At 64.0% G+C, this 14,213-nt stretch carries 11 protein-coding genes and 1 pseudogene; 3 read left to right on the top strand and 9 right to left on the bottom strand.

Annotated features, from left to right (window positions below):
* Position 1: 1 nt before the first annotated feature.
* From Y887_RS02720 to Y887_RS02690, 7 genes and pseudogenes are all read right to left on the bottom strand, one after another.
* On the bottom strand, positions 2-964 hold the full coding sequence (locus Y887_RS02720; RefSeq protein ID WP_046962909.1) for a DUF58 domain-containing protein: 963 nt from the start codon (positions 962-964) through the stop codon (positions 2-4).
* A 22-nt stretch (positions 965-986) separates the two neighbouring features.
* Entirely contained in the window at positions 987-2,006 is a 1,020-nt protein-coding gene (locus tag Y887_RS02715; protein WP_005995826.1) for an AAA family ATPase, read from the bottom strand.
* A 283-nt stretch (positions 2,007-2,289) separates the two neighbouring features.
* Complete coding sequence (locus Y887_RS02710) at positions 2,290-4,239, bottom strand: type IV pilus secretin PilQ (protein ID WP_046962877.1); 1,950 nt, start codon at positions 4,237-4,239, stop codon at positions 2,290-2,292.
* Positions 4,240-4,258: 19 nt separating this feature from the next.
* Positions 4,259-4,792, bottom strand: a complete 534-nt coding sequence (locus Y887_RS02705) for a pilus assembly protein PilP (RefSeq protein WP_046962876.1) — start codon at positions 4,790-4,792, stop codon at positions 4,259-4,261.
* A pseudogene (locus Y887_RS02700) lies at positions 4,789-5,454 on the bottom strand (type IV pilus inner membrane component PilO). The gene Y887_RS02705 and the pseudogene Y887_RS02700 overlap by 4 nt, the downstream one beginning before the upstream one ends.
* The gene (locus Y887_RS02695; protein ID WP_046962875.1) at positions 5,451-6,236 is read right to left on the bottom strand and encodes a PilN domain-containing protein; all 786 of its coding nucleotides are present in this window, start codon (positions 6,234-6,236) and stop codon (positions 5,451-5,453) included. Before Y887_RS02695 ends, Y887_RS02700 begins: the two are co-directional and overlap by 4 nt.
* Positions 6,236-7,294: a pilus assembly protein PilM gene (locus Y887_RS02690; RefSeq protein WP_039423791.1), complete on the bottom strand. Its 1,059-nt coding sequence runs from the start codon at positions 7,292-7,294 to the stop codon at positions 6,236-6,238. Before Y887_RS02690 ends, Y887_RS02695 begins: the two co-directional genes overlap by 1 nt.
* A 215-nt stretch (positions 7,295-7,509) precedes the next feature.
* Between Y887_RS02690 and Y887_RS02685 the strand changes: the two genes are divergently transcribed.
* From Y887_RS02685 to Y887_RS02675, 3 genes are all read left to right on the top strand, one after another.
* On the top strand, positions 7,510-9,939 hold the full coding sequence (locus Y887_RS02685) for a penicillin-binding protein 1A (RefSeq protein ID WP_046962874.1): 2,430 nt from the start codon (positions 7,510-7,512) through the stop codon (positions 9,937-9,939).
* 564 nt (positions 9,940-10,503) lie between these two features.
* Complete coding sequence (locus tag Y887_RS02680; RefSeq protein ID WP_046962873.1) at positions 10,504-11,163, top strand: hypothetical protein; 660 nt, start codon at positions 10,504-10,506, stop codon at positions 11,161-11,163.
* A 182-nt stretch (positions 11,164-11,345) separates the two neighbouring features.
* Positions 11,346-12,161, top strand: a complete 816-nt coding sequence (locus tag Y887_RS02675; RefSeq protein WP_046962872.1) for a DMP19 family protein — start codon at positions 11,346-11,348, stop codon at positions 12,159-12,161.
* A 222-nt stretch (positions 12,162-12,383) separates the two neighbouring features.
* On the opposite strand, the gene Y887_RS02670 is transcribed toward Y887_RS02675, so the two are convergent.
* Both Y887_RS02670 and Y887_RS02665 read right to left on the bottom strand, forming a co-directional pair.
* The gene (locus Y887_RS02670) at positions 12,384-13,673 is read right to left on the bottom strand and encodes a citrate synthase (RefSeq protein WP_039409911.1); all 1,290 of its coding nucleotides are present in this window, start codon (positions 13,671-13,673) and stop codon (positions 12,384-12,386) included.
* 230 nt (positions 13,674-13,903) lie between these two features.
* Positions 13,904-14,146, bottom strand: coding sequence for a type B 50S ribosomal protein L31 (locus tag Y887_RS02665; protein WP_010364531.1), 243 nt, complete (start codon positions 14,144-14,146; stop codon positions 13,904-13,906).
* Between the last annotated feature and the right edge of the window lie 67 nt (positions 14,147-14,213).

The raw sequence follows: 14,213 nt of genomic DNA, 5'->3' as shown, positions 1-14,213 counted from the left end.
GTCATGCGCCCCGCATGAGCGTACTGCCGCTCAGCCACGCATCGCTGGCATCGTCGGTGGACAGGCGATGCAAGCGCACGCCGCGCGATTGCAGTCGCGTTGCCAGCTGTTCCAGCGGCGCGACGAACTCGGCCTGCCAACGCGCGCGCGCCGCCTGGCTTGCCAGGTCCACCGCAATGCGCTCGCCGCGCACATCGAAGCTCAGCGCGCGCGCTGGCGGCGACAGTTCCAGCGGATCGACCAGCACGATCACCACCACCTCATGGTGCAGCGCCAGACCGGACCAACGCGTCGCGGAAATCCTGCTGGCACTGCGCGGATCGGCCAACACCGTCAACCGCGCACCGGGACGCAGCAGGCGTGCAGCATGGTCCAGCGCAACCTCCAGCCCGGTGTCGCCAGGCGGAGGTTGCGCATACCAGCGCGCCAATGCGTCCAGCACCGGCAGTACGCCGCGCTGGCCCGACCGCGGCGCAATCGGCGCCTCGCTGGCGGTACCGCGCAAGGCGGCAATCCGGTCGCCCTGCCGCTGCGCCAGCCATGCCGCCACCGCGCCGGCGCGCGCCGCCTGCACCGACTTGTAGCGCACCCGCGTTCCGAAGAAGAGCGCAGGCGAGGTATCTGCAACGATCAGGCTCAAGCGTTCGCGCTCGGCCTGAAACAGCTTGGTATGGGCGCGTCCGGTACGTGCGGTGACGCGCCAGTCGATATGGCGCGCATCGTCGCCGGCCACGTATTCACGCGACTCGGCGTATTCCATCCCACGCCCGCGGGTGGCGGCCGGCACCGGCCCCACCAGCCCATGCCGGCCACGCCCGGGCTGCCCGCGATGCAGCGCGGTGCCGCGCAATGCGATCAACTCGGCAAGGCTCGGGCGCAGGCCATCGCCGGCAACGGACGAGGCAGGATTCGCGGAGGAGGAAGACGGCATCGAAGACATCGGAGTCGGGCGAGAGGGCGGCAGACCTCGGCAACCCGCTGCCCGATCAGGGCAACGGAATCTTGTCCAGCAACGCGGCCACCAGGCGTTCGCCATCCCAGCCTTCCGCCGTGGCTTCGTAGCTGGGCAGGACGCGGTGGCGCAGCACGTCCGGCGCGATGGCGCGAATGTCGTCCGGGGTCACGTAGTCGCGCCCGGCCAGCCACGCACGCGCACGCGCACAGCGCTCCAGTGCAATCGAGCCGCGCGGGCTCGCACCCCAGGCGATGCGCCGTGCCAATGCCGGGTCGTAGCGTTGCGGGTCGCGCGAGGCCAGCACGATTTCGATCAGATAGCGCTCGAGCTGTGGTGCCAGATGCACGTCCAGCACCACGCGTCGTGCCGCGAAGACATCTTCCAGCGGGATCTTGTCGGGGACGGTCTCGTGCTTTTCAAGCGTGTCGCGTGCCGCCTCGCGTGCCAGGCGCAGGATCTCCGCCTCTGCATCGGCCTGCGGGTAACCGATACGCACATGCATCAGGAAACGATCCAGCTGCGCCTCTGGCAACGGGAACGTGCCTTCCTGCTCGATCGGGTTCTGCGTCGCCATCACCAGGAACAGCTGCGGCAGCGCATAGGTATGACGACCTACCGTCACTTGCCGCTCGCCCATGGCCTCCAGCAATGCGGACTGCACCTTGGCCGGCGCGCGGTTGATTTCGTCGGCCAGCAGGATGGGGTGGAAGATCGGCCCTGGCATGAACTCGAATCGGCTGTCCTGCGGACGCCAGATTTCGGTGCCGGTCAGATCGGCCGGCAGCAGATCCGGGGTGAACTGCACCCGCGCGAAGTCGGCTTCCAGTCGCGAGGCCAGCGCCCGGATCGCGGTGGTCTTGGCCAGCCCGGGCGCACCTTCGACCAGCAGATGCCCATCGGCCAGCAACGCGATCAGCAGCCGCTCGACCAGCGCCGACTGACCGACGATGCGCTGCGCCAGCGACTCGCGCAAGGAGGTGAATTGACGATGCAGCCGGTCCTCGGCGGGCGCGGCAGCGGCTTCGGGGGGCAGTAGCGGCGGTGCATTCATAGACCCAGTGTGACCGATTCGAGCGCGATTGGTTCATTTGCCGATGGCGGGAGGTTCAGTGAGTGACCGGGGTCATGCTCCTACCCAAGCCATCGCGGGCGCGACCATTTACCGGTTAACTGCGCGGGGCAAAACTGAGGGAAGACATCTGGATAGATGCATTCGACCGGGCGTGGACCGCGCCAGGATCCATGCTTGCCAGCGTTCAAGCCGCCTCCAAAACGACGTAGGCCCTGAAAACGAAGAAGGCCGCTTTCGCGACCTTCTTCTTCATGCAGTGCGTTTACCGCGCTGCGCTCGCCACCCGCAACACCTTTGGGGTGACAAAGACCAGCAACTCGGCCTTTTCCTTGCTGCGTCCACGCTTCTTGAACAAATTGCCCAGGAACGGGATGTCGCCCAGGAACGGCACCTTCGACACGCTCTCCCGATCCGTGAACTCGTAGACACCACCGATCACTACCGTCTCGCCGTCACCTACCAATACCGCCGTATTGACTTCCCGACGGTTGATTTCCGGCACGGTGCCGTACTGCGGCAGATCAATAAATCGCGCAACCTCATCCTTCTTGACGTTCATATTAAGAAAGACGCGATTGTCGTTGGTAATCGTCGGCGTGACTTTCAGTTCGAGCAAAACTTCCTTGAACTGCACATTGGCCTGCGACCCACCGCCCGCGACGCCCGCGCCGCTGATCGTCACATAGCCGATTTCGCGACCCTGCTTGATCACGCCCTCACGCTGGTTGGCGGTCACGATACGTGGATTTGAAACGACTTCACCGCGACCTTCTTCCTGCATCGCAGACAACTCGATATCAAGGTTGAAATGCGAACCCAACAGGGTGTACGCGAGACCTGCTGCACCGCTGTTCGTGAAGCCGCCAGCTCCAAGATCAACGTTCAGACCGGACGGGAACAGATGCGCGGGCAGCGTCGTGCTAGTGCCGCCATTAGCAATCTCATTCTGACGCTGCGCGGAGGTATTGAGATAGTTGACATTGCTTTCGAGAGAGCCGCTCAGAATTCCTCGTCCCGTCGCCCCCGTCACGCCGAATCGTGCACCAAGATCGCGTGCAAACGTATCGGTCGCGATGACGATCCGGCTTTCGATCAGCACCTGATCCACCGGGCGATCGATATGCGAGATCAGCTCGCGCATCTGCGCGACCTTCTTCGGGATATCGCTGATCATCAAGGTGTTGGTGCGCTCGTCCGCCACCAGGCGGCCGCGCGGCGACAGGAAGCCATTGTCCTGCTGCCCTGCACCGCCTTGTCCGCCCTGGCCACCACCACCGCCACCACCACCGCCAATGCCCTTGGCCTCGGTCAGCGCCTTAAAGATCACCGCCGCGTTGTGGTAGTTGATCTGCACGTAATCGGTGATCAGGTCTTCGCGGTTTTCGATCGCGATGCGGGCGTCTTCCTTGTCCTGCTCGAACTTGGCCAGCTCCGGCTGCGGGGCGACCCAGACCACGCCACCGTCGCGGCGCTTGTCCAGACCCTTGGCCCGCAACACGATGTCCAGCGCCTGGTCCCACGGCACGTTCATCAGGCGCAGCGTGACGTTGCCCTGCACGGTGTCGGAAGCGACGATGTTGAGGTTCGACTCCTCGGCGATCAGCTGCAGCACAGTGCGCACCGGCACGTCCTGGAAGTTGAACGTCACCGGGCGGCCGCTATAGCCGCGCGCGGCGATCTGGGCGGCAGCCTGGGTCACCGATGCCGCACTCACGCCACCAACGGCCGGCTGGCCCTTGCGCGGGGTGATTTCGACCACGTACTCGTTGCCGGTCTGATAGGCCAGCGAGTCGAACGCACCCTTGGTCGACAGCACCAGCTGCGAACCGGAACCCGACGGCTTCACTTCCACCCGCTGCACCGGCGTCGCAAAGTCGGTGACATTGAGAGGGCGCTGCAGTTCCGGCGGCAACGTGGCGTTGCTGATGTCCACCAGCACGCTGTCGCCCTGGGTACGCAGGTCCGGGCTGGCGCCCTGGCCGTCGAACTTCAGGATCAGACGGCCCGCGCCATCTTCGCCGCGTTTGAAATCGATCTTGGACACCGCCAGGCTCGCCGGAGCGACCTTGGCAGGATCCTGCGCAGGCTGGTTCAGCGCGGCGGCGGCGAACGAGCTGCCACTGGCCAGCGCCAACGCGAACCCCAACGCGCAAGCCTGGAGCATCGCGTGGCGTCGAACCGGACGCAGCCGCTGGGCATTGGAAAACGTCATCGTGCTATCCCCTATCACTTTATTGATCATCCAATGCGAGCGCGGCCGGCCGTTCAAGCCATCCACCCGCACCGTCCGGCACAAGTTCAATCAGCTCGATGCGGTCTTCGTAGACCCCGGTCACCCGGCCATCGCTCTGTCCCAGATACACACCCGGCCGCACCCGATACGTCACCTTGTCAGGCGCCATCACCAGTGCGATCAGGCCCGAGCCGCCTCCAATGGTCCCCACCATGTCGAGGGCGTCGAGCGGAAAGGCTTCCAACGGTTCCTTGCGCCGGTTCGGGTCCGGACGGGTACCGTTGCTGCCTTCCGCGCTGACCCAGGCATCGCTGAACGGGTCGCGCATCACTTGCGCCGAATATTCGAACGTCTCGAACTGCTGCATCACCGGCAGCGGCTCCAGCGGCGGCGCAGGACGCGCACGCACCTCGGCCACCCAGGCTTCCAGATTCGGCGCATCGCCTGGGGTACTGGTCACGCCGCGCGTGCATGCCGGCAATACTGCAATTAGCGCCATGCAGGACAGGATCTTGAGCAATTTCATGGTCATTGGCCGCCCTTCTTCGCAGCATCGGCCGCCGCCTTCTCCTGCTCGGCCATTTCCTCATCGTCCAGATAACGATAGGTCTTGACCGTGCCGGACAGCTCCAGCGCACCGCGCGGCGTGATGCCGGCCTTGGCGTCCTTGGGCTTGAGGTTGATGTCGTGCATGGTCAGGATCACCACACGCGGCAACGAGGCCACACCGCTGACGAAGGCACCGAACTGGTGATAACTGCCCACCATGCGCAGGGCGATCGGCTTCTCGGCGTAGAACTCCTTCGGCGACTCCGGGCCCGGCTGGAACAACTCATTCGACAAGCCGCTGGACAGCGCGGTCTGCGAGATGTCGATGATCAGGTCCGGCATTTCGGTCTTGCTGGGCAGCTGACGCAGCATCTGCTGCAGCACCTGCTCCATCTGCGCGAGCTGCTGCTTGAGCGGCTCCAGGTTCACCGCACGCCCCTGCTGGGTCTCGAACTCGGTGCGCAGCTGGGATTCGGTGCCTTCCAGCCCCTCCAGCTCATCGCGCTTGCCGCTGATCAGCAGGAACCAGGCCAGCACCATGATGAACAGGCCGACCACCACGCAGAACACGATACGTGCCTACTGCGGCCAACCACCGATGTTGTTGAAGTCCAGATCGCTGAGCTTGAATGATTTCTTACTCATGACGCCGCCCCCTCCTGCGGCCGGTTGGCAGGCGCCGGTGCGGCCTGCGGTGCAGCCGCAGGTGCGCTCGGCGGCGTTGCAGGCGCAGGCGCCGCTGCCGGGACAGCAGGCGTCGTACCAGCCGGCGCGGCGGCCGGTGCAGCGGTGCCCGGTGCAGCCGGATCCACCACCGCGGGCGCGGCGCCGTTCTTGTCAGCCTCGTTCGGGTTGGCCAGCTTGACCTTCAGCGTGAACACGTAAGGCAGTGCCTTGGTCTCCATCGAAGAGGCTGCAGGCTGACCGGCCGCCTTGTCCTGGCTCTTGGCTTCGATGATCGACAGGTCCGGATTGGTCATCCAGCCAGAACCTTCGAGGTTGCGCATGTAGGCACTGACGCGCGCATTGGACTGCGAGCGGCCCTCCAGGGTCAGGATGTCGCCGTCCTGCTTGATGTTGGTCAGCACCACGCCATCGGGAATGGTGCGGACCAGCGAATCGAACAGATGCACCATCTGCGAGCGGTTGGCCTGCAGTTCTTCGATCACCTTCTTGCGCGCAAGCAGGCGGTCCTTCTTCTTGTCGAGTTCCTTGATCTCTTCGTTCTGCGCCTTGACCTTGTCGATCTCGGCGGTCAGGAACGCATTGCGCTCGGTCTGGCCGCTGATCTGCGCGTCGTAGTAGAACCAGATCAGCGCCGACAGCAGCACGCCACCGAGCGCGGCGAAGCCGAGCATCGAATAGAACTCACGCTCGCGCGCTTTCCGGCGCTCGGCGCGCCAGGGCAATAGATTGATTCTTGCCATCAGTCAAAGCTCCTCAGGGCCAGGCCGGTGGCGATCATCAGGGCCGGCGCATCCAGCGCCAGCGCATGGGCCTGGACCTTCGGACCCAGCGTCATCTGCGCAAGCGGGTTGGCCACCACGGTGGTCACGCCCAGCTGCTCTTCCACCATCTCCGGCAGGCGCGACAGCGCCGCGCAACCGCCGGCCAGCACGATGCAGTCGACGCGATTGAATTCGCTGCCCGCATAGAAGAACTGCAGCAAACGGCTGATCTGCTGCACCGTCGCTTCCTTGAACGGCTCCAGCACTTCGACCTCGTAGCTCTCCGGCAACCCGCCCTGACGCTTGGCCAGGCCGGCTTCTTCGTAGGTCAGGCCATAGCGGCGCATCACTTCGTCGGTGAGCTGCTTGCCGCCGAATACCTGTTCGCGGCTGTACAGGCTACGACCGGAGCGCAGCACGCTCAGCGTGGTCATGGTGGCACCGATATCAACCAGCGCCACCACCGCATCGGCGGCCACCGGCAGTTCGCTGGCGACCAGGGCAAAGGCGTTCTCGACCGCGAAGGCCTCCACGTCCATCACCTTGGCGGTCAGACCACCGAGTTCCAGCGCCGATTGGCGCAGTTCGACATTCTCCGAGCGCGAGGCAGCCAGCAGCACCTGGACCATGTCCGGGCTGTTGGGCATCGGGCCGAGCACCTCGAAATCGAGATTCACTTCCTCGATCGGGTACGGAATGTAATTGGTGGCTTCCAGTTCGACCTGGGCTTCCAGATCGCTGTCGTCCAGATCGGCCGGCATCGGGATCAGCTTGGTGATCACCGCAGACCCGGCCACGGCCGCAGCCGCGTTCTTGGCCTTGCTGCCGGAGCGGTTGATGGCGCGGCGAATGGCTTCGCCCACCGCCTCGACTTCGACGATGTTCTTTTCCACGACCGCATTCGGCGGCAATGGCTCCACCGCGTAATGTTCCACGCGAAAACGGTTCCCGCTGCGCGATAGCTGCAAGAGCTTCACGGCAGTAGAACTGATGTCGACACCAATCAGTGGCGACTGACTCTTGGGTAAAAGCCCCACGGTAACTCCCCTGCCGACGGGCACTTGGACGCATGTCTGCGCCCTCGTATTAATAATCAAATTTTAACAGTTGACAAGCCCTTCACGCGCAAGGCAATGACCCCGCGAACGTGACCCCAGTGCTGTCTTCTGCGATCCCCAGAGTTCGGCCCCAGCCAAACTCGGCGTCATCTATACTCTGTGACCAAGAAATCTGCAATCGGAATCTCTCTTACATGCCCCGTATTCGCCGTTGGCTGGGCTGGATCCTGGCCACGCTCGTTGTGCTCGCACTGCTCGGCGCTATTGCTGCCGGCGGCCTGTATTACGCCATTTCCTCGAAGTTGCCGGACGTACAGTCGCTTAAGCAGGTCGAGCTGCAGGAGCCGATGTATGTCTATTCCAGCGACGGTCGCCTGATGGCCGTCTATGGCGAGACCCGACGCTACCCGATCCAGATGAAGGACGTGCCGCTGCGCCTGAAGCAGGCCTTCCTGGCGACCGAGGACGCCCGTTTCTACGAGCACGGGGGCGTGGACTACAAGGGCATCGCCCGCGCGGTTTGGCTGCTGGCCAGTACCGACGCCAAGCGCGTACCGGGCGGCTCGACCATCACCCAGCAGGTGGCGCGGCAGTTCTTCCTCAGTTCCGAATACAGCTACACCCGCAAGCTCGCCGAGATCCTGCTGGCGCGCAAGATCGAGAGTGAGCTGAGCAAGGACGAGATCTTCGAGCTGTATCTCAACAAGAGCTTCTTCGGCAACCGCGCCTACGGCGTCGGTGCCGCCGCCGAGTACTACTACGGCAAGAAGATGAGCGAATTGAGCCTGGACGAGATGGCCTCGCTGGCCGGTATCCCCAAGTTCCCGTCCAGCGGCAACCCGATCAGCAACCCCGAACGCGCGCGCGAACGCCGCGACTACTACGTGCTGCAGCGCATGGCCGACCTGGGCTTCGTGACCCAGGCCGAAGCCGATGCCGCCAAGGCGGTGCCGATGCATGCCCAGCCGCACGAGCCGCCGGTCGAGGTGTACGCCCCGTACGTGGCCGAGCTGGTGCGCCAGGAGATGATCGCCAAGTACGGCGGCGATGTGCTCAACAAGGGGTACCACGTCACAACCACCATCGATGCCACGCTGCAGGCCGGCGCCGATGCGGCGGTTGCCGAAGGCCTGCGGCTGTACGACCACCGCCATGGCTGGCATGGCGTGGAGCAGCATTTCGATGTCGCCGCCGATGCGGATGCACCGGCGCTGGCCAAGCATCTGGCCGGCGCGTTTACCCAGGGCGGCCTGCGCGCGGTGATCGTGGCGCGCACCAACGCCGATGGCGGCGTGACCGTCGTGCAAAGCGACAAGACAGAGCTGACCCTGCCGGCCAGCGCCAGTCGCTGGACCAACAGGACCCCGGCCAAGCTACTGACGCGCGGCGACCTGACCCGCATCCGCGCCGGCGAAAAAGACGGCGAATGGATCATCGACCAGTTGCCGCGCGGCCAGGCCGCACTGGTGTCGCTGGATGCCGACAGTGGCGCACTGCGCGCCCTGGTCGGCGGCTTCAGCTTTGCCGGCAACAAGTTCAATCGCGCTACCCAGGCACGCCGCCAGCCGGGCTCCAGCTTCAAGCCGTTCGTGTATGCGGCCGCGTTCGAGAAGGGCTTCAACCCCGCCTCGATCGTGCTGGATGCGCCCGTGGTGTTCCGCGATCGCCGCGGCAAGACCTGGTCGCCGCAGAACGACGGCGGCGGTTTCCGTGGCCCGATGCGCCTGCGCGAGGCGCTGGTGCAATCGCGCAACCTGGTATCGGTGCGCCTGCTGGATGCGATCGGCGTCGATTTTGCGCGCAAATACATCAGCCAGTTCGGTTTCCAGGAAGCCGAGTTGCCGCCCAACCTGTCGATGTCGCTGGGCACCGCGTCGCTGACGCCACTGTCGGTGGCACGCGGCTACGCGGTGTTCGCCAATGGTGGATCGCGCGTGGACACCTGGATCGTGGATGAAGTGAAAGACCGCGACGGCAACGTGGTGTTCAAGGAAGTGCCTGCGGTGGCCTGCCGCACCTGTGCGTTGCAGGGCGGCACGGCCGCGCCGGTGAGCCAGGTGGTGGACGGGTTCAACTTCGGCGCCCAGGCGCCGGCCACGCCGCCTGCGGCTCCGGCAACCGAGGCGGCGACGACGCCAGCACAAACCGCACCGGCGGCAATCGCCGAAACCAAGATCGCGCCACGCGCCATCGATGCGCGCACCGCTTACCAACTGGTGTCGATGATGCGCGACGTGGTTCAGCGCGGCACCGGCACGGCGGCCAAGGTGCTGGGACGCGAAGACGTGGGCGGCAAGACCGGTTCCAGCAACGACTTCCGCGATGCCTGGTTCTCGGGCTTCGGTGGCCCCTACGTAACAACCGCGTGGGTGGGTCGCGACGACTTCCGCTCGCTTGGCTATCGCGAGTACGGCGGCACGGCAGCACTACCGATCTGGATCAATTACATGCGCGTCGCACTGAAGGACAAGCCGATCGCCGCGAACGATCCGCCCGAGGGCATGACCCAGGCCACCATCAATGGCGCGGTCGAGTGGGTCAAGAACGAGGACCTGGATCGCCTGCAGGATTACGACTACGGCCTGCAGGAACAGCAGGACGAGAAGGCGTTCGATATCTTTTAAGGGCGGGGAGTCGGAAATCGGGAATCGGGATTGGGGAATCGTGACAGCGGAGCTGGTCCGGTTCCCTTTTTCCCTGGGCGGGTGAGGCAAGGTGCGGCGGCGCGAACCAGGCGCCTCGGGCACCTGAAGTGGATTGACGCGGCGCGTGCGGGTTCGATGTTGCCCCGCCTGGGCGCCTACGTCTTGACTAGCGTTGGTGGCGATTTCCTTCTACGCCCCCCCTCCCGATCGTCTTCGTATCGCTCTGAGCGACCTCGACGTGAGGCGCGAAAGCCCGAGCACTGGTCGACCGACCTGCGACGACTCGCTGCCGACCGCGCCGCCGGTGGACATGGACTGCGCCGCACGCGCGGATACGCCACAGCTGGATAGAGGCAGCAGTGCAAGCCGGCACCTCGGCACCGGGTGGACAACGCGGCCCGGCAGGTGCCCTTGCGACTCATTGCCTGATGGAGCGAGATCGGCATGAAGACGCAGTTCGCCCACGACATGGCGTGACGCATTCGCGACGTTTTCATGCGGCTGTTGTAGAGTCGAGCTCAGGTTCATCTGGGGAGCCCGGTCATGCATCACGCACGCCAACACGCCGACACGCGCACCCGGGAACGCCGTCATCGGTTGGCCCACGAGGCCGCCAGATTGATGGCCGAGGGCGGCATCCGCGATTTTCATCAGGCCAAGCTCAAGGCGGCCAGTCGGCTCGGCATCCACGACGACGCATCGCTGCCGCGCAATCGCGAGATCGAAGACGCGCTACGCGAATATCAGCGCCTGTTCGTCGGGCCCGACCACGCAACGCGGTTGCGCCAACGTCGCGAAGCGGCCTTGCGCGCGCTGGAATTCCTGAGCCCGTTCCAGCCGCGACTGGCCGGCCCGGTGCTGGACGGCACGGCCGATGCCAACGCACCGGTGCAGTTGCAGCTGCATAGCGACGATCCGGACGCGGTACAGCGGTTTCTGGAAGAACACCACATCCCTGCCGAGGCGCGCACCCGTCGTCTGCGGCTGGACCGCGAGCGCAACGGCGACTTCCCGGTGTGGCTGTTCAGTGCCGAGGAGCTGACCTTCGACCTGACCGTGCTGCCCTACGACGCGCTGCGCCAGGCGCCGCTGTCGCAGCTGGACGAGAAGCCGATGCCACGCGCCTCGGCCGCACAACTGCGGCAGTTGCTCGCAGAGCTGCCACCCGCCCACGAATCCACATCACCTCTTGCAACGCGGTAACTGCACAGTTGCAGGCACAGCGCGACCGCCCATGCGCCGGCAACCATGCCGGCAGACAGTGGCCCTTGCCTGCCGGCATGAGCGGACAAGCACGCGCAGGGCAGACAAGCACGCCTTGACGCCACTCCCCCGTGCGGTGGAATCATGTCGGCTCGGCCCATCCAGAGACTCAAGGCGCCCGCATGAAATCCGATACCGTCATCGTTTTGCAGGAAAGTCTTGATAGCGCAAGCCCGTACGCACTGGTCCAGTCAAACATTGACGTGGTCAATGCCCTGGTGGGCAACTACATGCGGGAAGATGAAATCTCCGAAAATGCCTTGTACAGCTACTACGTCGATTTTTATCTGGCACAGGTCAACAATGGCGGCTTTGCGCAGTTCCTGTTGAATTCCAACCCTAGCTCCAAGGTCATGCAATTTGTCGCGCGCGGCCTGGAGGCGATGCACGCCCCAAGGCATGCAGCTTTGTACGCCGAAAACCACGCCGACTTCATGCGCCTTGGAGAGCAGGACCTGGAACTCTTCATGCAGGACCCGTATGGCGAGGGCAGCTCCGTGCGCAGCGCTTTAAGTCAGCGCGACAACGCTTTCTACGATCTGGAGCGCGAGGAAAACCTGATCGAGTTGAATTCGGCATGGCTGCGCCATCACCCACGGTTACTTGCATTGCCACCGGACCGGTTGAAGCAGGAAATAGAACGTCTTGCCAGCACTGTTCCCCCCGCAGAACGCCAGGCGCGGATCGATCTGGCGCGCACGCACCAACCGCGCTATATAAAGTTGATCGATCGCCTGTGCGAGGAAAGCGGACACACACTGGACCGCATTACCGCCGGCGACCCTAGCCACAGGCACAACGGCAACCAAGTGCTCGCCTGGCATTTCCTCACCAATGGCGGGCACTTCTACATGCTCGACCTGGATGGGGCTGCATCCATGTACGATGCCGCCGACCAGGCGTTGGTTGCCAAGATCCAGGCACCGGCCGAGCTCTAGGACAGCCAGACGATCGCGCTCACTTGAAGGTGGGGTGGGCCAGTCCCCCAAGGTTCGCAGGTCGCATTGGCTTGATGCAGCCTTCCACACCCAGCTGACGGCCGCCTGGCATGGGTTGTCAGCCGCCGCCGACAAGCACACCTCTTCCGGCAAGCGCCCCAGGCAACAACGAAAACGCCCCGCAGTGCGGGGCGTTCGTTTACGCAGACGATCTTGAGCCGATCAACGCTTGGCGCTGTCGGTGTAGTCGCGCTTGTCGTAACCGGTGTAGATCTGGCGCGGACGGCCGATCTTCATTTCCGGGTCGACCTGCTGCTCCAGCCAATGCGACACCCAACCGGCGGTGCGCGCGATGGCGAACATCACGGTGAACATTTCCACCGGAATATTCAGCGCCTTGTAGATCAGGCCCGAGTAGAAGTCCACGTTCGGGTACAGCTTGCGCTGCACGAAGTAGTCGTCCTTCAACGCGGCTTCTTCCAGCTTCAGCGCAACTTCCAGCAGCGGGTCGTTGACGCCCAGCTCGCCCAGCACCTTGTGGGTCATCTCGCGGATGATCTTGGCGCGCGGGTCGAAGTTCTTGTAGACGCGGTGACCGAAGCCCATCAGACGGAACGAGGAGTTCTTGTCCTTGGCCTTGGCCACGGCCGACTCGACGTTATCGGCAGTGCCGATCTCTTCGAGCATCTTCAGCACCGCTTCGTTGGCGCCGCCATGTGCCGGGCCCCACAGCGCGGTGATGCCGGCAGCGACCGAGGCATACGGGTTGGCACCGGTCGAACCGACCAGACGCACGGTCGAGGTCGAGGCGTTCTGCTCGTGATCGGCGTGCAGGATGAACAGCAGATCCAGTGCCTTGGCGACAACAGGGTTGATCTCCAGCGGCTCGCTCGGCACTTCGAACATCATGTGCAGGAAGCGGTCGACGTAGTTCAGGTTGTTGCGCGGATAGCGGATCGGCCAGCCGATCGAATAGCGGTACGCGGCAGCGGCCAGGGTCGGCACCTTGGCGATCAGACGGATGGCGGCCTGACGGCGCTGCTCCGGATCGTTGAGGTCCAGGGTGTCGTGGTAGAACGCCGACAGCGAGGCGACCGAACCGGCCAGCATGGCCATCGGGTGCGCATCGTGGCGGAAACCGCCCAGAAAGTTCTTCAGCGACTCATGCATCATCGTGTGATGCGTCACTTCGTGGTCGAACTTCTTGAATTCGTCCGCCGTCGGCAGTTCGCCGTTCATCAGCAGATACGAAACTTCCAGGAAGCTGGACTTCTCGGCGAGCTGTTCGATCGGATAGCCGCGGTACAACAACACGCCGTTGTCGCCATCGATGTAGGTGATGGCCGACTTGCAGCTGGCGGTGGCGGTGAAGCCCGAGTCGTAGGTGAACAGACCGGTTTCTTTGGTCAGCTTGGAAATATCGACGCAGTCATTGCCCAAGGTGGGCTTGAGAACCGGCAGAACGACCGACTTGTCGCCGGCGTTGAGCGTGACCTGATCAAGATCGGACACTGTGTACGCTCCTTCAGTGGAAGGCGCCTGATCCCACATGGGCAGGCACGTGATGGAAGTCCAAGGCATCGCCTCGGATCACGTCATTATCGCACAGCAGCATTTTGGCCGTCGCTTGGACAGAAGTCGTAGACGCACCGGTCGGGAGCGCGCAAACGAAGTGCGGACACCCTAAAAAAACAACGGCCGCGCAATGCGCGGCCGTTGTCGGTACAGCCCGTCCTGCAAGTTCAGCGCGCGTAGCGCTTCTGGAACTTGTCGATACGGCCGCCGGTGTCGATCACCTTGTGCTTGCCGGTATAGAACGGGTGCGACGCCGAGGAAATTTCCACCTTGATCAGCGGATATTCCTGGCCGTCTTCCCACTTCACGGTCTCTTTCGAGCCCATGGTGGAACGGGTCAGAATCTTGAAGTCGGACGTCACGTCGTGAAAGACGACGTCTTTGTAGTTGGGATGCACGTTATCTTTCATGGACTTGGCGCCGGGCTGCCTGGATAAGCCGGGTATTATAGCGGCCTCCGCGCGCCCGGCGCAAGGT

This window comes from Xanthomonas pisi DSM 18956 (assembly GCF_001010415.1).
Taxonomy (GTDB): Bacteria; Pseudomonadota; Gammaproteobacteria; order Xanthomonadales; family Xanthomonadaceae; genus Xanthomonas; species Xanthomonas pisi.
Note: the sequence above shows the minus strand (reverse complement) of the source record. Positions and strands in the feature narration are given on the sequence as shown.